Origin of the sequence: Cellulomonas sp. PS-H5 (genome assembly GCF_019265565.1) — a bacterium.
GTDB lineage: Bacteria > Actinomycetota > Actinomycetes > Actinomycetales > Cellulomonadaceae > Cellulomonas.
Map to the genome: position 1 here is coordinate 92,398 of NZ_JAHVCI010000002.1, position 18,511 is coordinate 110,908.

19 protein-coding genes are annotated in these 18,511 nt (G+C 74.8%); 15 read left to right on the plus strand and 4 right to left on the minus strand.

Annotated features, from left to right (window positions below; genetic code table 11):
- Positions 1-4 precede the first annotated feature (4 nt).
- From whiA to J5O08_RS01695, 6 genes are all read left to right on the plus strand, one after another.
- On the plus strand, positions 5-985 hold the full coding sequence (whiA, locus tag J5O08_RS01670; RefSeq protein WP_217614120.1) for a DNA-binding protein WhiA: 981 nt from the start codon (positions 5-7) through the stop codon (positions 983-985).
- 232 nt (positions 986-1,217) lie between these two features.
- Positions 1,218-2,222 carry a type I glyceraldehyde-3-phosphate dehydrogenase gene (gene gap, locus J5O08_RS01675; protein WP_217614119.1) on the plus strand — a complete coding sequence of 335 codons (1,005 nt, stop codon included), beginning with the start codon at positions 1,218-1,220 and terminating at the stop codon, positions 2,220-2,222.
- Positions 2,223-2,358: 136 nt separating this feature from the next.
- Entirely contained in the window at positions 2,359-3,549 is a 1,191-nt protein-coding gene (gene pgk, locus J5O08_RS01680; protein WP_147796637.1) for a phosphoglycerate kinase, read from the plus strand.
- A 5-nt stretch (positions 3,550-3,554) separates the two neighbouring features.
- Positions 3,555-4,343 carry a triose-phosphate isomerase gene (tpiA, locus tag J5O08_RS01685; RefSeq protein WP_217614118.1) on the plus strand — a complete coding sequence of 263 codons (789 nt, stop codon included), beginning with the start codon at positions 3,555-3,557 and terminating at the stop codon, positions 4,341-4,343.
- A gap of 184 nt (positions 4,344-4,527) precedes the next feature.
- Positions 4,528-4,770: a preprotein translocase subunit SecG gene (secG, locus tag J5O08_RS01690; protein WP_146837079.1), complete on the plus strand. Its 243-nt coding sequence runs from the start codon at positions 4,528-4,530 to the stop codon at positions 4,768-4,770.
- A gap of 12 nt (positions 4,771-4,782) precedes the next feature.
- Positions 4,783-5,139: an RNA polymerase-binding protein RbpA gene (locus tag J5O08_RS01695; protein WP_147796638.1), complete on the plus strand. Its 357-nt coding sequence runs from the start codon at positions 4,783-4,785 to the stop codon at positions 5,137-5,139.
- A gap of 250 nt (positions 5,140-5,389) precedes the next feature.
- Here J5O08_RS01695 and pgl read toward each other — a convergent pair whose 3' ends face one another.
- From pgl to tal, 4 genes are read right to left on the minus strand one after another with little or no spacing between them, the layout of a single operon-like run.
- Positions 5,390-6,172, minus strand: coding sequence for a 6-phosphogluconolactonase (gene pgl / locus J5O08_RS01700; protein WP_218705097.1), 783 nt, complete (start codon positions 6,170-6,172; stop codon positions 5,390-5,392).
- On the minus strand, positions 6,169-7,089 hold the full coding sequence (locus J5O08_RS01705; RefSeq protein ID WP_218705098.1) for a glucose-6-phosphate dehydrogenase assembly protein OpcA: 921 nt from the start codon (positions 7,087-7,089) through the stop codon (positions 6,169-6,171). Before J5O08_RS01705 ends, pgl begins: the two co-directional genes overlap by 4 nt.
- Positions 7,086-8,627, minus strand: coding sequence for a glucose-6-phosphate dehydrogenase (gene zwf, locus J5O08_RS01710; RefSeq protein ID WP_147796641.1), 1,542 nt, complete (start codon positions 8,625-8,627; stop codon positions 7,086-7,088). Before zwf ends, J5O08_RS01705 begins: the two co-directional genes overlap by 4 nt.
- Complete coding sequence (tal, locus tag J5O08_RS01715) at positions 8,624-9,742, minus strand: transaldolase (RefSeq protein WP_218705099.1); 1,119 nt, start codon at positions 9,740-9,742, stop codon at positions 8,624-8,626. Before tal ends, zwf begins: the two co-directional genes overlap by 4 nt.
- A gap of 331 nt (positions 9,743-10,073) precedes the next feature.
- Here tal and J5O08_RS01720 point away from each other — a divergent pair, with 331 nt between their 5' ends.
- From J5O08_RS01720 to J5O08_RS01760, 9 genes are read left to right on the plus strand one after another with little or no spacing between them, the layout of a single operon-like run.
- The gene (locus J5O08_RS01720) at positions 10,074-11,027 is read left to right on the plus strand and encodes a heme o synthase (protein WP_218705100.1); all 954 of its coding nucleotides are present in this window, start codon (positions 10,074-10,076) and stop codon (positions 11,025-11,027) included.
- 31 nt (positions 11,028-11,058) lie between these two features.
- Positions 11,059-12,069: a site-specific tyrosine recombinase XerD gene (locus tag J5O08_RS01725; RefSeq protein WP_218705101.1), complete on the plus strand. Its 1,011-nt coding sequence runs from the start codon at positions 11,059-11,061 to the stop codon at positions 12,067-12,069.
- Positions 12,070-12,098: 29 nt separating this feature from the next.
- A complete protein-coding gene (locus tag J5O08_RS01730; protein ID WP_147796645.1) occupies positions 12,099-12,965 on the plus strand; it encodes a ParA family protein in 867 nt (288 codons plus the stop codon).
- A complete protein-coding gene (locus tag J5O08_RS01735; RefSeq protein WP_218705102.1) occupies positions 12,949-13,896 on the plus strand; it encodes a ScpA family protein in 948 nt (315 codons plus the stop codon). Before J5O08_RS01730 ends, J5O08_RS01735 begins: the two co-directional genes overlap by 17 nt.
- Positions 13,893-14,579, plus strand: coding sequence for an SMC-Scp complex subunit ScpB (gene scpB / locus J5O08_RS01740; protein ID WP_218705103.1), 687 nt, complete (start codon positions 13,893-13,895; stop codon positions 14,577-14,579). The genes J5O08_RS01735 and scpB overlap by 4 nt, the downstream gene beginning before the upstream one ends.
- Complete coding sequence (locus tag J5O08_RS20665; RefSeq protein WP_255589092.1) at positions 14,579-15,928, plus strand: pseudouridine synthase; 1,350 nt, start codon at positions 14,579-14,581, stop codon at positions 15,926-15,928. Before scpB ends, J5O08_RS20665 begins: the two co-directional genes overlap by 1 nt.
- Positions 15,925-17,052: a prephenate dehydrogenase gene (locus J5O08_RS01750; protein WP_308281245.1), complete on the plus strand. Its 1,128-nt coding sequence runs from the start codon at positions 15,925-15,927 to the stop codon at positions 17,050-17,052. The genes J5O08_RS20665 and J5O08_RS01750 overlap by 4 nt, the downstream gene beginning before the upstream one ends.
- Positions 17,049-17,774 (plus strand): (d)CMP kinase, encoded by a 726-nt coding sequence (cmk, locus tag J5O08_RS01755; protein ID WP_308160966.1) that lies wholly within the window; start codon positions 17,049-17,051, stop codon positions 17,772-17,774. Before J5O08_RS01750 ends, cmk begins: the two co-directional genes overlap by 4 nt.
- 11 nt (positions 17,775-17,785) lie before the next feature.
- Positions 17,786-18,466, plus strand: coding sequence for a 1-acyl-sn-glycerol-3-phosphate acyltransferase (locus J5O08_RS01760; protein WP_218705105.1), 681 nt, complete (start codon positions 17,786-17,788; stop codon positions 18,464-18,466).
- Positions 18,467-18,511 lie beyond the last annotated feature (45 nt).

Below are 18,511 nucleotides of genomic sequence, written 5' to 3' on the forward strand. Positions count from 1 at the left end.
CCGCATGGCTCTGACGGCACAGGTGAAGGACGAGCTTGCGCGGCTCCAGGTCGACAAGACGTCGTGCCGGAAGGCGGAGGTGTCGGCGACGCTCCGGTTCGCGGGCGGGCTGCACATCATCTCGGGGCGGATCGTCATCGAGGCCGAGCTCGACACCGGGATGGCCGCACGCCGGCTCCGGGCCGCCATCGCCGAGGTGTACGGCCACCAGTCCGAGGTCATCGTGGTGTCCGGCGGCGGGCTGCGCCGCGGGAACCGGTACGTCGTGCGGGTCGTGAAGGACGGCGAGTCGCTCGCGCGGCAGACCGGCCTGCTCGACAACCGCGGGCGCCCGGTGCGCGGGCTGCCGCCGCAGATCGTCTCCGCCGGCGTGCAGGAGGCCGAGGCGGCGTGGCGCGGCGCGTTCCTGGCGCACGGCTCGCTGACCGAGCCCGGCCGGTCGTCCGCGCTCGAGGTGACCTGCCCCGGCCCGGAGGCCGCCCTGGCGCTGGTCGGGGCCGCGCGCCGCATGCAGATCCCGGCCAAGGCGCGCGAGGTGCGCAACGTCGACCGCGTGGTGATCCGCGACGGCGACGCCATCGCCGCGATGCTGGCCCGGCTCGGCGCGCACGAGACGCTGCTGGTGTGGGAGGAGCGCCGGGTCCGCCGCGAGGTGCGGGGGACCGCGAACCGCCTGGCCAACTTCGACGACGCGAACCTGCGCCGGTCGGCGCGGGCCGCGGTCGCCGCGGGCGCGCGCGTGGAGCGCGCGTTCGAGATCCTCGGCGCCGACGTGCCCGAGCACCTGCGCGAGGCGGGGGAGCTGCGGCTCGCCCACAAGGAGGCCTCGCTCGAGGAGCTCGGCAAGCTCGCCGACCCCGTGCTCACCAAGGACGCGGTGGCGGGCCGGATCCGCCGCCTGCTGGCGACGGCCGACAAGCGCGCGGCCGACCTCGGCATCCCGGACACCGAGTCCGGGCTGAGCCCCGACCTGCTGGACCTCTAGCAGGCCGCGGGGCAGCGGGTGAACGGCCGTCCGCACCACGGACGGCCGTCCCGCCGGCCAGACCTAGGTCCCTGCGGCACCCTGCGCTCGGGTATAGGCTCTAGGCCATCCGGAGATGTTCTGAGGGTCAAGTTCCTGTGACCGCGGCGTTTCCGGAGCGCACACCGGCGTGCGCAGTCCATCACCGCAACAGTGTGCGCTGGCCTGTGCCGGCGCGTGCCGAGGAGGGCAAGTGACCATCAAGGTCGGCATCAACGGCTTCGGCCGTATCGGGCGCAACTTCTACCGGGCCATCGTGGCGTCGGGCGCCGACATCGAGATCGTCGGCGTCAACGACCTGACGGACAACAAGACGCTGGCTCACCTGCTCAAGTACGACACCGTGCTGGGCCGCTTCCCGCTGAGCGTCGACTTCGACGACGACAACATCATCGTCGACGGCAAGAACATCCGCGCCCTCGCCGAGCGCGACCCGGCCAACCTCCCCTGGGCCGAGCTGGGCGCCGACATCGTCATCGAGTCGACCGGCTTCTTCACCGACGCCGAGAAGGCCAAGGCGCACATCGCCGCCGGTGCCAAGAAGGTCATCATCTCCGCCCCGGCGAAGAACGAGGACGGCACCTTCGTCGTCGGCGTGAACCACGAGTCGTACGACCCGGCCACGCAGCACATCATCTCGAACGCGTCGTGCACCACGAACTGCCTCGCCCCGCTGGCGAAGGCGCTCAACGACTCGATCGGCATCGAGCGTGGCCTCATGACCACGATCCACGCCTACACGGGTGACCAGAACCTGCAGGACGGCCCGCACAAGGACCTCCGCCGCGCCCGCGCCGCCGCGCAGAACATCGTCCCGACCTCGACCGGCGCCGCCAAGGCCGTCGCGCTCGTGCTGCCGGAGCTCAAGGGCAAGCTGGACGGCTACGCCCTGCGCGTCCCGACCATCACCGGCTCGGCGACCGACCTCACCTTCACCGCCTCGAAGGAGGTCACGGTCGAGGAGGTCAACGCCGCGGTCAAGGCTGCCGCCGAGGGTCCGCTCAAGGGCGTCCTGGCGTACGTCGAGGACGAGATCGTGTCCTCCGACATCGTCACCGACCCGCACCAGAGCATCTTCGACTCGAAGCTGACCAAGGTGTCGGGCGACCTGGTGAAGGTCGTGTCCTGGTACGACAACGAGTGGGGCTACTCCAACTCCCTCGTGACCCTCACCTCCTACGTCGGCGAGCGTCTCTGACCCTCAGCCGTCCGTAGCGACGCACATGCGCCCGCGCACGCCGGGGTCGGCCTTCCGACCCCGGCGTGTCGCGGGCGCCGTCATGGACAGCCCCGGTCGTCGGCCCCGACGGCCCCGCGGAGCAAGGTAGGCAAGCATGAAGACCATCGAGGACCTCGGCGACCTGCGCGGCAAGCGCGTGCTCGTCCGTTCCGACTTCAACGTGCCGCTCGACGGCACGACCATCACCGACGACGGCCGCATCCGCGCCGCGCTGCCCACGCTGAAGGGCCTGCTCGACGCCGGCGCCCGCGTGGTCGTCACCGCGCACCTCGGCCGGCCGAAGGGCGAGCCCGACGCGAAGTACTCGCTGGCCCCCGTCGCCGCCCGCCTGGGCGAGCTGCTCGGCCAGCCGGTCGCCCTCGCGGAGGACGTCGTCGGCGAGTCCGCCAAGGCCACGGTCGCGGCGCTCGAGGACGGGCAGATCGCGCTGCTCGAGAACATCCGGTTCGACGCGCGGGAGACCTCCAAGGACGAGGCCGAGCGCGGCGCGCTGGCCGACGAGCTCGCGGCCCTCGCGGACGCGTTCGTGTCCGACGGCTTCGGCGTCGTGCACCGCAAGCAGGCGTCGGTCTACGACGTCGCGCTGCGGCTCCCGCACGCGGCGGGCTCCCTCGTCCTCACCGAGGTCGAGGCGCTGCGCAAGGCCGTCGAGGACCCGGAGCGCCCCTACGTGGTCGTGCTCGGCGGCTCGAAGGTCTCCGACAAGCTCGGCGTCATCGCGAATCTGCTGACCAAGGCCGACAAGCTGCTCATCGGCGGCGGCATGGTCTTCACCTTCCTCAAGGCCCAGGGCCACGAGGTCGGCTCCTCGCTGCTCGAGGAGGACCAGGTCGAGACCGTCAAGGGCTACCTCGCCCAGGCGCAGGAGTCCGGCGTCGAGATCGTGCTGCCCGTCGACATCGTCGCGGCCGACGGCTTCGCGGCCGACGCCCCGCACGAGACCGTCGACGCGGACAAGATCCCGGCCGGCAAGATGGGCCTGGACATCGGCCCGAAGTCGGGCGAGCTGTTCCGCGCGGCGATCCTCGACGCGAAGACCATCGCCTGGAACGGCCCGATGGGCGTGTTCGAGTTCCCGGCGTTCGCCGAGGGCACCAAGGCCGTCGCGCAGGCGCTCGTCGACACCGACGGCTTCTCCATCGTCGGCGGCGGCGACTCGGCCGCGGCCGTGCGCCGACTCGGCTTCGACGAGGCCGGCTTCGGCCACATCTCGACCGGCGGCGGCGCGTCGCTGGAGCTCCTCGAGGGCAAGACCCTCCCCGGCATCGCGGTCCTGGAGGACTGATCCACATGGCACGTACCCCCCTCATCGCGGGCAACTGGAAGCTCAACCTCGACCACCACGAGGCCGTGCACCTGGTGCAGAAGCTCGCCTGGACCCTCAAGGACGCCAAGCACGACTTCGGCACCGCCGAGGTCGTCGTCCTGCCGTCGTTCACCAACATCCGCTCCGTGCAGACCCTGGTCGACGCGGACAAGCTGGAGATCGGCTACGGCGCGCAGGACGTGTCCGCGCACGCCTCCGGCGCCTACACCGGCGAGGTCTCGGCGGCGCAGCTCGCCAAGCTCGGCGTCACCTACGTGGCCACCGGCCACTCGGAGCGCCGCGAGTACCACGGCGAGTCCGACGCGGTCGTGGCGGCCAAGACGGTCGCCGCGCTCGGTGCCGGCATCACCCCGATCGTCTGCGTCGGCGAGGGCCTGGAGATCCGCAAGGCGGGCACCCACGTCGAGTACACGCTGACCCAGCTCGAGGGCTCGCTCGCGGGCGTCACCGAGGAGCAGGCGAAGACGGTCGTCATCGCCTACGAGCCCGTCTGGGCCATCGGCACCGGCGAGGTCGCCACCCCCGAGGACGCGCAGGAGGTCTGCGAGGCCATCCGCGGCAAGCTCGCCGAGCTGTACTCGGCCGAGGTCGCCGACGCCGTGCGCGTGCTCTACGGCGGCTCGGTGAAGTCCGGCAACGCCGCCCAGATCATCGGCAAGCCCGACGTCGACGGCGCGCTCGTCGGCGGTGCGTCGCTCGACGCCGAGGAGTTCGCCAAGATCGCGCGCTTCCAGGAGCACGCGGGCGCCTGATCCACCCCGAGGTCGGGGCGCGCGGCGGCAGCACGCCGGCGCGCGCCCCGGCCGACCGGGCGACCCGCGGCCCGATCTGGCCTGTCGTGCTGGATTCCTGCGCCGCGCGTCGCCTACCCTGGACCGCGGTCCACCCGACCGACCCCGCCCGGGGTCCCCGACAGCGAGAAGAGCCAGACCCGCCGTGACAGCCCTCACCATCGCCCTCCAGGTCCTCCTGGTGGTCACGAGCCTGCTGCTCGTCCCGCTCGTCCTGCTGCACAAGGGCAAGGGCGGCGGTCTGTCCGACATGTTCGGCGGCGGCATCACCAGCAGCGCCGGGTCCTCCGGCGTGGCCGAGCGCAACCTCAACCGCATCACCGTGGGCGTCAGCCTCGTGTGGGCGGTCGTGATCGTGCTGCTCGGTCTCATCGAGCGCGTGAGCTGAGGGAGAGACCTCATGGCGAGCGGAAGTGCGATCCGGGGGTCCCGCGTCGGCGCGGGCCCCATGGGCGAGGCCGAGCGCGGCGACGCCGCGCCCCGCGTGTGGATCTCCTACTGGTGCGCGAACGGCCACGAGACCCGGCCGTCGTTCGCCGAGGAGGCCGCCGCCGAGGCGCCCGAGACCTGGGACTGCCCGCGCTGCGGGTTCCCGGCCGGCCAGGACGAGGCGAACCCGCCGTCGCCCGTGCGCAACGAGCCGTACAAGACCCACCTGGCCTACGTGAAGGAGCGCCGGTCCGCCGAGGACGGCGAGGCGATCCTGGACGAGGCGCTGGCCGCGCTCCGCGCCCGCCGTCGCGGCGGGGTGCGCTGAGGCACCACCCGCACGCAGCCCCCGGCCGAGGGCCCCGCAGCACCGCTGCGGGGCCCTCGCCGCGTCCGGGGGGAGCGGGGACCCCGCCGAGGTCGAGCGTTTCCGCCGAGGTCGAGCGTTTCGGGCCGCCGTGAACCGGCAAACCCTCGACCTCGCCGGGTTCGCCGACCCGGCGCGGTGCGCCGACGGCCGAGGGCCCCGCAGCCACCCGGCTGCGGGGCCCTCGTCCCGTGCGGGGGAGTACCGGCGGCTACGCCGCGCCCTGCGACGCGCCGACCTCGGCCACCGCGGCCGCGTCGACCAGCCACAGCGTCGCCTCCGTGCCGCGGGCGCCCGCGGCGGGCGTGACCTGGACGTCCGCGTCGGACAGCGCCGACGCGACGGCCGGCGCCTTCTCGGCGCCCGCCGCCACCACCCACACCTCGCGCGCGGCGCGGATCGACTCGAACGTCAGCGAGACCCGCTCCGGCGGCGGCTTCGGGGAGCCGTGCACCCCGACGGTCGGCACGCCGGTGACGTCGACGCCCTCGTGCCCGGGGAACAGCGACGCCACGTGGCCGTCGGGGCCCATGCCGAGCATGAGCACGTCGAACGTCGGCACGTCCGCCCCCTCCGGCGCGAACGCCGCGAGCTCGGCGGCGTAGGCCGCGGCCGAGTCCTCCGGGGTCGCGATGCCGGCGCCCGCGTCGAGCGGCCGCATGGGGTGCACGTTCGCCGCCGGGAGGGCGTCGCCGAGCCCGTCGATCAGCGCGGAGCGCGCCTGGGTCTCGTTCCGGTCGCCGTCGCCGTCGGGCAGGAACCGCTCGTCGCCCCACCACAGGTGCACGCCGGACCAGTCGACGGCGCCGGCCGCCGGGGACGACGCCACGGCGGCCAGCGTCTTGATGCCGACGGTGCCGCCGGTGAGCACGACGTGCACCGGCGCGGCCGCCGACTGCAGGTCGACGAGCCGCGTGATGAGCCGCGCGGCCGTGGCCTCGGCGAGGGTGGTCGCGTCCGGGTGCACGAGCACCGTCCGCGGCGCCCCCGTCACGCGCCCACCTTCGTCAGGCCCTTGCGCAGCACCTCGCCGTAGACCTCGTCGGCGTCGAGCCGCCGGAGCTCCTCGGCCAGGCACTCCCGCAGCTGCCGGATCGGCAGGGCGATCCGGTGCTCGGGCTGGTCGGGCTGGCGCAGCGCGGCGGTCTTGCCGTCGGGCCGGTCGAGCACGATCGGGCCGGACTTCCGCTCGAGCCGCACCTGCGTGATCGCCGGGGCGTCCGCCTGGCGCTCGATGTCGACGGGGCAGTTCAGCGCCCAGCCCAGCCACGCCGCCATCAGGTCGACCGACGGGTGGGTGCTCTCGCCTGCCACGACCGCGCGGGTGACGGGCTCGAACGGCGGCTGGTCCAGCGTCGCCGCGATGAGACCGCGCCACAGGGTGGTGCGGGTCCACGCGAGGTCGGTGTCGCCCTCGGTGTAGCCGCCGGCCAGCCGGTGCAGCGCGTCGGACGGGTCGGTGCACTCGGTGGAGTCGGTGATCCGGCGCCGGGCGAGCTGGCCGAGCGGGTGCTGGGCCGGGTCGTCGGGCACCTGGTAGGGCCACCAGGCGACGATCGGCGCGTCCGGCAGCAGCAGGGGGAGCACGAGGGTGTCCAGGTGCCGGGCCTGCGCGGCGGACGGGTGCAGGAGGACGACCTCGGAGGCCCCGGCGTCGCCGCCGAGCCGGATCTGCGCGTCGAGCTCGGAGTCGGCGGCCTCGGGGCCGGACTCGGTGAGCACGATGACGCGGCAGGGGTGCTCGCGGCTCGCGTCGTTGGCGGCCTCGATGGCGGCCTCCGGGTCGTTGGCGCCGACGTCGATGAGGAGCGTCAGCACGCGTCCGAGGGCGACCGCGCCGCCCTCCTCGCGCTCCTGCACCAGCCGCTTGTTGATGTCGCGGGTGGTCGTCTTGGGCAGGTCGATGATCACGGTCGCCTCCAGGTCCGTCCGTCGCGCTCCATCATGCGGTCGGCCGACTCCGGCCCCCAGGTGCCGGCGCGGTACGGCTCCGGCTTGCCCTTGCTCGCCCAGTAGGACGTGATGGGGTCGAGGATCTTCCAGGAGAGCTCGACCTCCTCGTGCCGCGGGAACAGCGGCGGGTCGCCCAGCAGGACGTCGAGGATGAGGCGCTCGTAGGCCTCGGGGGACGACTCGGTGAAGGCGTGGCCGTAGCCGAAGTCCATCGTGACGTCGCGGACCTCCATGGCGGTGCCCGGTACCTTGGCGCCGAACCGCAGGGTGACGCCCTCGTCGGGCTGCACGCGGATGACCAGCGCGTTCTTGCCGAGCTCCTCGGTCGCGGTCGACTCGAACGGCAGGTGCGGCGCCTTCTTGAACACGACGGCGATCTCGGTGACGCGGCGGCCGAGGCGCTTGCCGGTGCGCAGGTAGAACGGGACGCCGGCCCAGCGGCGGGTGTCCACGTCGACGCGGATGGCGGCGAACGTCTCGGTGGTCGAGTTCGGGTCGAAGCCGCCCTCGTCGAGGTAGCCGACGACCTTCTCGCCGCCCTGCCAGCCCTCGGCGTACTGCCCGCGGGCGGTGTGCTTGCCGATGTCCTTGGGCACGCGGACCGCGGAGAGGACCTTGATCTTCTCGGCGGTCAGGTCGTGCGCGTCGAACGTGACCGGCTCCTCCATGGCCGTCAGGGCCAGGAGCTGCAGCAGGTGGTTCTGGATGACGTCGCGCGCGGCGCCGATGCCGTCGTAGTACCCGGCGCGGCCGCCGACGCCGATGTCCTCGGCCATCGTGATCTGCACGTGGTCGACGTAGTTGGCGTTCCAGATCGGCTCGAACAGCTGGTTGGCGAACCGCAGCGCCAGGAGGTTCTGGACCGTCTCCTTGCCGAGGTAGTGGTCGATCCGGAACACGTCGTCCGGGTGGAACACCGAGGACACGACGTCGTTCAGCTCGCGGGCCGACTGCAGGTCGTGGCCGAACGGCTTCTCGATGACGACGCGGCGCCAGGCGTCCTCGACCGACTCGGACAGGCCGGAGCGGGCGAGCTGCTTGCAGACGACGGGGAACGCGCTCGGCGGGACCGAGAGGTAGAACGCGTGGTTGCCGCCGGTGCCGCGGGTGACGTCGAGGTCCTCGACGGTCTGCCGCAGCCGGTCGAACGCGTCGTCGTCGTCGAAGGTGCCCTGGACGAACCGGATGCCCTCGGACAGCTGGCGCCAGGTCGACTCGCGGAACGGGGTGCGGGCGTGCTCCTTGACGGAGTCGTGCACGATCTGCGCGAAGTCCTGGTCCTCCCAGTCGCGCCGGGCGAACCCGGTGAGCGCGAAGCCGGGGGGCAGCAGGCCGCGGTTGGTGAGGTCGTACACCGCGGGCATGAGCTTCTTGCGGGCGAGGTCGCCGGTCACCCCGAAGATCACCAGGCCCGAGGGCCCGGCGATCCGGGGGAGCCGGCGGTCGCGCGGGTCGCGGAGCGGGTTGTGCTCCGCGGTGACCTTCGCGGGCCTCACTCGGCCACCTGCTCCAGGCCGCCGCGGACGGTGTCGAGCAGCTCGGCCCAGGACTTCTCGAACTTGTCGACGCCCTCGCGCTCGAGCTGGTCGGTGACCTCGTCGATCTGGATGCCGAGGCCGGCGAGGCGGTCGATGACGTCCTGCGCCTCGGCCTGGGTGCCGGTGACGGTGTCGCCCCGGAAGTCGCCGTGGTCGAAGACGGCCTGGAGCGTGGCCTCGGGCATGGTGTTGACCACGCCGGCGACGACGAGCTCGTCGACGTACCGGGTGTCGGGGTACGCCTTGTCCTTGACACCGGTGGACGCCCACAGCGGACGCTGCGGCTTCGCGCCGGCGGCGGCGAGCGCCTGCCAGCGGTCGGAGGCGACGACCTCCTCGTAGACGCCGTACGCGAGGCGGGCGTTGGCGATGGCGGCCTTGCCCCGGAGGTCGGCGGCCTCGGGGGAGCCGATCTCGTCCAGGCGCGGGTCGATCGCCGCGTCCACGCGGGACACGAAGAACGACGCGACGGAGGCGATGGGGGCGAGGTCGTGGCCGTTGGCCTTCGCCCGCTCCAGGCCCTCGACGAACGCGTCCAGCACGGCGCGGTACCGCTCGAGCGAGAAGATCAGCGTGACGTTGACGCTGATGCCGTCGGCGAGCACCTCGGTGATCGCCGTCAGCCCGTCGAGCGTCGCCGGGATCTTGATGAACAGGTTCGGCCGGTCGATCGTCGACCACAGCGCGCGGGCCGAGTCGACGGTGGCCTGGGCGTCGCGCGCCAGGCGCGGGTCGACCTCGATGGACACGCGGCCGTCCACGCCGTCGGTGGCGTCGTACACGGGGCGCAGCACGTCGGCCGCCTCGCGCACGTCGTCGGTCGTGATCGCGAAGACGGCGCCGTCCACGTCCGTGCCCTGCGCCCGCAGCTGCTTGAGCTGCTCGTCGTAGGACTCGCCCTTGGCCAGCGCGCTCGCGAAGATCGTCGGGTTGGTCGTGACCCCGACCACGCGGCGCTCGGCCACGAGGTCCTTCAGGTTCCCGGTGCGCAGCCGCTCCCGGGACAGGTCGTCCAGCCATACCGCGACGCCCGCGTCGGCCACCTGGTCGAGCGGCGTGATGCCCTCTGTCATCGTCGTGCCACCTCACTTCTCGCCCCGGACTCCGGGCCGGGGCGTCGACGGTCGGGCCCGTCCTGACCAGGCCGGGCGCCGCTCACGCCCGGTCCTGATTCCCCCGGGGCCGGGCGTGCGTTTCGAGCCTAGACCCGCGGGGCGGGGGTCCGCCGTCCGGTCCACCGGCGCGGGGGCCCGGGGCGACGGACGTCACACGACCGGGACCCTGGTCCCAGGCGGTTCACGGCCGCATCTGCTGCCGGGAGGGCCGTACGATGGTCGAGATCATCCGCGGGGCCGTCCGGCCGGCGCGGTCGAGCGACGGGCGGAGGACCGGAGCGTGCGCACGATGAGCCCAGCCGCTCCCGCCGGGGCCTCGTCGCGGGCCCCCGGTGCCCAGGCCCAGGACGGCCGGAGCGCGCTGCGGCGCCGCGTCGCCGCCTACGTGGCCCTCACCAAGCCGCGGGTCATCGAGCTGCTGCTGGTCACCACGCTGCCGACGATGATCCTGGCGCAGGGCGGGTTCCCGCCGATCGGGCTGGTGCTGGCGACGCTGGTCGGCGGCGCTGCCGCGGCCGGCGCGGCGAACGTGCTCAACTGCTACATCGACCGCGACATCGACCAGGTGATGAACCGGACCAAGCGGCGTCCGCTGGTCACGGGGGAGATCACCCCGCGCGCCGCGCTGGTGTTCGGCCTCGCGCTCGGCGTCGGCTCGCTGCTGTGGCTCGCGCTGCTGGTCAACGTGCCGTCGGCGCTGCTCACCGGCGGCGCGATCCTCATCTACGTCGTCGGCTACACGATGATCCTCAAGCGGCGCACGCCGCAGAACATCGTGTGGGGCGGGGCCGCCGGCTGCATGCCGGTGCTGATCGGCTGGTCGTCGGTGACCGGCGGGCTGTCCTGGGCCGCGGTGCTGCTCTTCGGCGTGATCTTCTTCTGGACGCCGCCGCACTACTGGCCGCTGTCGATGAAGTTCCGCAAGGACTACGCGGCCGCGGGCGTGCCGATGCTCCCGGTCGTCGCGGCCGAGTCGAAGGTCGCGAAGGAGATGATCGCGTACACCGTCGCGATGATCGCCTGCTCGTTGCTGCTGGTCCCCGTCGCCGGGATGACCTGGGTGTACGCGGTCGTCGCGACCGTCCTCGGCGTGTGGTTCCTCTGGTCGAACATCGCGCTGTACCGTCGCGCCCAGGACCCGAGCCGCGGCAAGCTCCGCGCGATGTCGGTGTTCCACGGGTCGATCACGTACCTGTCGCTGCTGTCGGTCGCGGTGGCTGTCGACGTGTTCCTCCCGCTCTGACCCACCGGAGGGACCGCGGGGAGGCACCGGCATGACGGACGACGAGCCGTCCGCCCCCGCGCTGCGCGCCGCCCTGGACGGGTATCTCGCCCACCTCACGGTCGAGCGTGGGCTGTCCGCCAACACGCTGGCCGCCTACCGGCGCGACCTCACCCGGTACGTCGACCACCTCGCCGCCGCGGGTCGCGCGTCCGTCGCGGAGGTGGCGGAGGCCGACGTCGAGGACTTCCTCACCGCCGTGCGCACCGGGTCCGACGGCCGGGCGGTGCTGTCGGCGTCCTCCGCGAAGCGCGCCGTCGTGGCCGTGCGCGGCTGGCACCGGTTCTCGGTCCTGGAGGGGCTGACCGCCGCCGACCCCGCGCGGGCCGTGCGGCCGCCCAAGCAGGCGCAGGTGCTGCCGAAGGCCATCGGCACCGACGAGGTGCTGCGGCTGCTGGAGGCGGCGTCGCTCGGCGACGGGCCGGTGCCGCTGCGCGACCGGGCGCTGCTGGAGCTCGTGTACTCGACCGGCGCACGCATCTCGGAGGCCGTGGGCCTCGACGTCGACGACCTCGACCTCACCGAGGGCCGCGCGGCGGTCCGGCTCTTCGGCAAGGGCAGCAAGGAGCGCGTCGTCCCGGTGGGCGCGTACGCCGTCGAGGCGCTCGAGGCGTACCTGGTGCGCGGCCGCCCGGCGCTGGCGGCGGCGGGTCGCGGGGGAGCGGCGGTGTTCCTCAACACCCGCGGGGCGCGGCTGTCGCGGCAGAGCGCGTGGGCGGTGCTGCGCACGGCCGCCGAGCGCGCGGGGCTGCCGGGTGCCGACCACGTGTCCCCGCACACGCTGCGGCACTCGTTCGCGACCCACCTGCTGGCCGGCGGCGCCGACGTCCGGGTGGTGCAGGAGCTGCTGGGGCACGCCTCGGTGACGACCACGCAGATCTACACGAAGGTGACGCCGGACACGCTGCGCGAGGTGTACGCGACCAGCCACCCGCGCGCCAGGCGGGACAGCGCCGTCCGGGCCGCCGCGGGCGCCGCGCGCACCGGCGCGGGAGACGGCTGACCGGCCGGGTGCTCCGGTAGGTTGTGCGGGTGGCACGCGAGGAGACGACCGAGATCGCAACCGACCCGGTGGGCAGGCCCCTGCCCGACTTCCCCGTCCCCGCGCCGCTCGCCGCCCACGGTCCCGCCCGCGTCATCGCGATGTGCAACCAGAAGGGCGGCGTCGGCAAGACGACCACCACGATCAACCTCGCCGCGGCGCTGGCCGAGTACGGCCGCCGGGTGCTCATCGTCGACTTCGACCCGCAGGGCGCGGCGTCGGTCGGCCTGGGCGCCAACCCGCACGAGCTCGACCGCACGGTCTACGACCTGCTGGTCGACCGGCACGCGCGGGTCGAGGAGCTGATCCGCCCCACGGAGATCCCCAACCTGGACCTGCTGCCGGCCAACATCGACCTGTCCGCCGCCGAGGTGCAGCTGGTCAGCGAGGTGGCCCGCGAGTCGATCCTGTCCCGGGTGCTGCGGCCCGTGCTCGACGACTACGACGTGGTGCTGGTCGACTGCCAGCCGTCGCTCGGCCTGCTGACCGTCAACGCGCTGACCGCCGCGCACGGCGTGCTCATCCCGCTGGAGTGCGAGTTCTTCGCGCTGCGCGGCGTGGCGCTGCTGGTCGAGACGATCGAGAAGGTCCGGGACCGGCTCAACCCGCGCCTCGAGGTCGACGGCATCCTCGCCACCATGTACGACCCGCGCACCCTGCACGCCCGCGAGGTCGTGGCCCGGGTGTACGAGGCGTTCGGCGACACCCTGCTGCACACCGTCATCGGCCGCACCGTGAAGTTCCCGGACGCCTCGGTGGCGGCGGAGCCGATCACGACCTACGCGCCGACGCACGCCGGGGCGCACGCGTACCGGCAGCTCGCGCGGGAGCTCGTCGCCCGTGGCGACGCCGCCTGAGACGGCGCCGACCGCCGAGGCCGTTGCCGCCGACCCCGGCGAGAGCGCTGCGCCCGACGACGCGCCGCGGCCCGGGTCCGGCGCCTTCGAGGTGCACCTGGAGAACTTCTCCGGGCCGTTCGACCTGCTGCTGGGGCTGATCTCCAAGCACAAGCTCGACATCACCGAGGTCGCGCTCGCCGCGGTCACGGACGAGTTCATCGCGTACATCCGCGCGGCCGAGCGCGCCGAGGCCGAGGGCGGGCGCCCGTGGGACCTCGGGCAGGCGTCCGAGTTCCTGCTGGTGGCGGCCACGCTGCTCGACCTCAAGGCCGCGCGGCTGCTGCCCGCGGGCGAGGTCGAGGACGCCGAGGACCTGGAGCTGCTGGAGGCGCGCGACCTGCTGTTCGCCCGCCTGCTGCAGTACCGCGCGTACAAGGTGGTGGCCACGGACATCGGGACCCGGCTCACCGAGCAGGGCCGGCGGCTGCCGCGCACGGTGCAGCTGGAGCCGCACCTGGCCGCGATGCTGCCCGAGCTGATCTGGCAGATCGGGCCGGAGGAGCTCGCGGCGCTGGCCGCGAAGGCCCTCGCGCCGCCGCCCCCGCCGCCCGGGGTCGACCTCAGCCACCTGCACGCGCCCGCGGTGAGCGTCCGGGAGCAGGCCGCGGTGCTCGCGGACCGGCTGCGGCACGGCGGGGCCGCCTCGTTCCGCACGCTGACCGCCGACGCCGACTCGACGCTGCTGGTGGTGGCGCGGTTCCTCGCGCTGCTGGAGCTGTTCCGGGAGGGCGCCGTGGCGTTCGACCAGGTGACGCCGCTGGGCGAGCTCACCGTGCGGTGGACCGGGGCCGAGGACGGCGACGTCGCCGTGGCCTCGGACTTCGACGAGGGGGACGACGTGGTGCCGGCCGACGCGGCCGCGCCCGAGGCGCAGGGGGAGGACGCATGACCCAGGACCCGACGGCCGCGGTGCCCGGAGGCGTGCCCGCGGACGGGCTCGGCGAGGGCGAGCTGCCCCCCGCGCCCGCGGCGGAGGCCCCCGACGTGCACGACCTGCCCGGCGGCGCCCTCGCGGCACTGGAGGCCGTGCTGATGGTCGCCGACGAGCCGATCCCGGCTGTGCGCCTCGCCACGGTGCTCGGCCTGCCCACCGGGGAGGTCGTCGACCTGCTGCGGACCCTCGCCGAGGAGTACCGCGGCGAGCACGGCGGCCGCCCCCGCGGGTACGAGCTGCGCCAGGCCGGCGAGGGCTGGCGGATCTACTCGGCGCCGGCGTTCCACCAGGTCGTCGGGCAGTTCGTGCTGGACGGCCAGACCGCCCGGCTGACCCAGGCGGCGCTGGAGACCCTGGCCGTGATTGCGTACCGGCAGCCGGTCACGCGCGGGCAGGTCTCGGGCGTGCGCGGGGTCAACGTGGACGGCGTGGTGCGCACGCTGACGGCCCGCGGGCTCGTCACCGAGGCGGGTACCGACCCGGGCTCGGGTGCGCTGCTGTACCGGACCACGGGATACTTCCTCGAGCGGATGGGCCTCACGAGCCTCGACGAGCTGCCCCCGCTCGCCCCGTACCTGCCCGAGATCGACGCGTTCGACGGGCTGGACGGGGCCGCAGTGACGACAGGAGACGTGTGATGAGTGCAGCAGGACAGGGCGGTCGCGGCCGCGGCAACACGGGCGGCGGTGCCCGCGGGGCCGGTGGGTCCGGTGGTCGGTCCGGGGGAGCCGGGCGCGGCGGCGCGGGCCGCGCGGGCAGCGGCGCGGGCCAGGGCGGCGGTCGCTCCGGCGGCGGCGCCGGGTACGGCGGCGGTCGGTCCGGCGGTGCGGGCCAGAGCGGCGGTCGGTCGGGCGCGGGCTCGTCCGGCGGCTACGGCGGGCGCTCCGGGTCCGGCGGCCAGGGCGGCGGCTACGGCGGCGGGCGGCCCGGCTCGGGCGGCCAGGGCGGTGGCTCCGGACGGCCGTCCTCCGGCGGCGGCTACGGCGGCGGCGGCGCGGGCCGTCCGTCGTCGGGCGGCGGCTACGGCGGGGGCTCCGGCCGTCCGGGTGCGGGTCGCCCCGGCGCGTCCTCCGCCGGCCGCCCCGGCGGCTCCTCGTCCGGCCGGGTCGCGGGTGCGGGCCGTCCCGGCGGCGGCACCCGTTCCGGCGCCCCCCGCGGCGCCGACACCGGCCGCCCGGGCTCCGCCTGGCCGTCCCGCCCGCCGCAGTCGTACCGCACGCCGCCGCGCGGCCCGCGGTCCACGGACCTCGACGTGCACGACCCCGAGGGCGTGCGCCTGCAGAAGGTGCTCGCGCAGGCCGGCCTCGGCTCGCGCCGCGCGTGCGAGGAGCTGATCGCGGCCGGACGCGTGACGGTCGACGAGCAGGTGGTGCTGGAGCTCGGCGTGCGCGTCGACCCGCGCAGCGCTGTGATCCACGTCGACGGCCTGCGCCTGCAGCTGGACAAGGACGTCATCACCCTGGCGCTGAACAAGCCGCTGGGCGTGGTCTCGACCATGCACGACCCCGAGGGCCGCCCGTCGCTCGAGCAGTTCGTGCAGAACCGCGAGGAGCGGCTGTTCCACGTCGGGCGCCTGGACGCCGACTCGGAGGGCCTGATCCTGCTGACCAACGACGGCGAGCTCGCCAACCGGCTGTCGCACCCGTCGCACGGCGTCTCCAAGACGTACCTCGCGACCGTCGACGGCCGGGTCCCGGCCGGGGTCGGCGCGCGGCTGAAGAAGGGCGTCGAGCTCGAGGACGGCGTCGTGGCGGTGGACGCGTTCCGCGTCGTGGACGCCACGCCGCAGGCCAGCATGGTCGAAATCGTGATCCACGAGGGCCGCAACCGCGTCGTCCGCCGGCTGCTGGAGGAGGTGGGCCACCCGGTGACCCGCCTGCTGCGCACCCAGATCGGCCCGATCAAGCTCGGCGACCTGCGCCCGGGCCGCACCCGCGTGCTCGGGAAGGCGGAGGTCGGCTCGCTGATGACGTCGGTGGGCATGTGAGCACGAACGGCACGGCCGCGGTGGTGACCCGCGGCCCGGTCCGCGTGGTCGGCACCGGGCTGCTGGGCGCGTCGGTCGGCCTGGCGCTGACCGCGCGCGGCGTCGACGTGACGCTGCACGACCCGTCCCGCACGGCGCTGGCGCTGGCCCGCGACGTGGGGGCCGGGCGGCCCGCGGCGGACGGCGACCCCGAGCCGGCGCTGGTCGTCGTCGCCGCGCCGCCGGACGTGACGGCGGACGTCGTGCGGGCCGAGCTGGCCGCGCACCCGGACGCGGTCGTGACCGACGTGGCGAGCGTGAAGGGCTACGTGCTCAACGAGCTGCGCGCCGCGGGCGCGGACCTGTCCCGGTACGTCGGGTCGCACCCGATGGCGGGGCGGGAGCGCTCCGGCCCGGCTGCGGCGGTGCCGGACCTGTTCGTCGGGCGCCCGTGGGTCGTGGTCGACTCGGGGGAGTCCCGGCCGGACGCGCTGCTCGCGGTGCGGGCGCTGGCGACCGACCTGGGCAGCCTGCCGGTGACCATGGACGCCGCCGAGCACGACGCCGCGGTGGCCGTCGTCTCGCACGTGCCGCAGGTCGCGGCCAGCCTGGTCGCGGCGCGGCTGCGCGGGGCCGAGCCGGACGCGCTCGGGCTCGCGGGCCAGGGCCTGCGGGACGTGACCCGGATCGCGTCGTCGGACCCGGCGCTCTGGACGTCGATCCTGGCGGCCAACGCGGCGGCCGTGCGCGGCGTGCTCGCGGGGCTGCGGGACGACCTGGACGAGGTCCTGGGTGCGCTGGACAGCGCCGCCCGGGCGAGCGGGCCGGAGGACGTCGAGCTCGGCGCGCTGGCCCGCGTGGCGCGGCTGATCGCGGACGGCAACGCCGGCGTGGCGCTCGTGCCCGGCAAGCACGGCGGCGCGCCGCGCTCGTACGCGGTGGTGACGGCCCTCGTGCCCGACCGGCCCGGCGAGCTCGCGCGGCTGCTGACCGACGTCGGCGCGGCCGGCGTGAACCTGGAGGACCTGCGGCTCGAGCACGCGGCGGGACGGCCCGTCGGCATGGCGTCGGTGTCGGTCGACCCCGCGCGCTCGGCGCACCTGGAGGCGGAGCTGACGGCCCGCGGTTGGAGGTTGGTTCGGTGACTGCGCACGACGCGCCCCGTCCCGTGGTGGTGGCGATCGACGGGCCCTCGGGCTCGGGGAAGTCGACGGTGTCCCGGCGGGTCGCCGAGCGGCTCGGCCTGGCGTACCTGGACACCGGCGCGATGTACCGCGCGGCGACCTGGTGGGCGCTGCACCGCGGGGTGTCGCTGACCGACGCGGACGCGGTGGCGCAGCTCGTCCGGGAGATGCCGCTGGTGATGGGCGTCGACCCGCGCGACCCGGGCGTGCACGTGGACGGGCACGACGTCGGCGAGGCGATCCGCGACACCGCCATCTCCGCCGCGGTGAGCGCGGTGGCGACCAACCTCGAGGTGCGGGCCGAGCTCGGCCGCCGGCAGCGCGCGGAGATCGCGGCGCAGGCGGCGTCCTCGGCGTTCTCGGGCGGCCGCGGCATCGTCGCGGAGGGCCGGGACATCACCACGGTCATCGCGCCGGACGCCGACGTGCGGCTGCTGCTGACCGCGAGCGAGGAGGCCCGCCTCGCCCGGCGCGCCCGCGAGGTGCACGGCTCGGACGACGCCGACGCCGTCGAGGCGACCCGGGACCAGGTGGTCCGCCGGGACGCGGACGACTCGACGGTGTCGCAGTTCCTCGTCGCGGCCGACGGCGTGGTGACGGTGGACTCCTCGGAGCTCGACCTCGACCAGACCGTGCAGGCGGTGCTGGACGTGGTGGCCCGCACCGCGGACCTGCACGCGTGACGGGCCCGGGCGTGGCGTCGGCCCCGCGGGCGGCGGAGGCGCTGCCCGGGTCCCGGCCGGTCCCCGGCTGGGCCCGAGCCATCGGGACGTTCCTGGCGCACGGCGTCTGGGACGCCCAGGTCGTCGGCGCCGAGCACGTGCCGGCGACCGGTCCGGTGGTGTTCGCCGCCAACCACACCAGCGTGGTCGACGGGCCGCTGCTGCAGGGCATCACGCCGCGCCCGGTGCACATCCTGGTCAAGTACGAGATGTTCCGCGGCCCGATCGGTGCGGTGCTGCGGGGCGCGCAGCAGATCCCGGTGGACCGGTCCGGCGGGCGGGCGGCGCTGGTCGCGGCGCTGGCGGTGCTGCAGCGCGGCGACGCGGTCGGCGTGTTCCCCGAGGGGAACCGGGGGCGCGGCGACGCGTCCTCGGCGCGGGCCGGCGTCGCCTGGATGGCCGTGCACGCTGGCGCGCCGGTCGTCCCGGTCGCGATCCTCGGGACCCGCCGCACGGGGGAGTCGGTCGGCCACGTCCCGGGGCTGCGCCGGCGGCTGCACGTCGAGCTCGGCGCGCCGCTGGACCTGTCGCCGGCCGACGGGCAGTCCCGGCGCGAGGCGATCGGGGAGGGGACGGAGACGGTCCGCGCGGCGCTCTCGGCACTGGTCCGCGACGCCGCGGCCCGCACCGGCGCGGCGCTCCCGACGGACTGACCCGGGGGCGTCGTCGGGCGTGGTTCGTCCCCGGCCGCTCGGTCA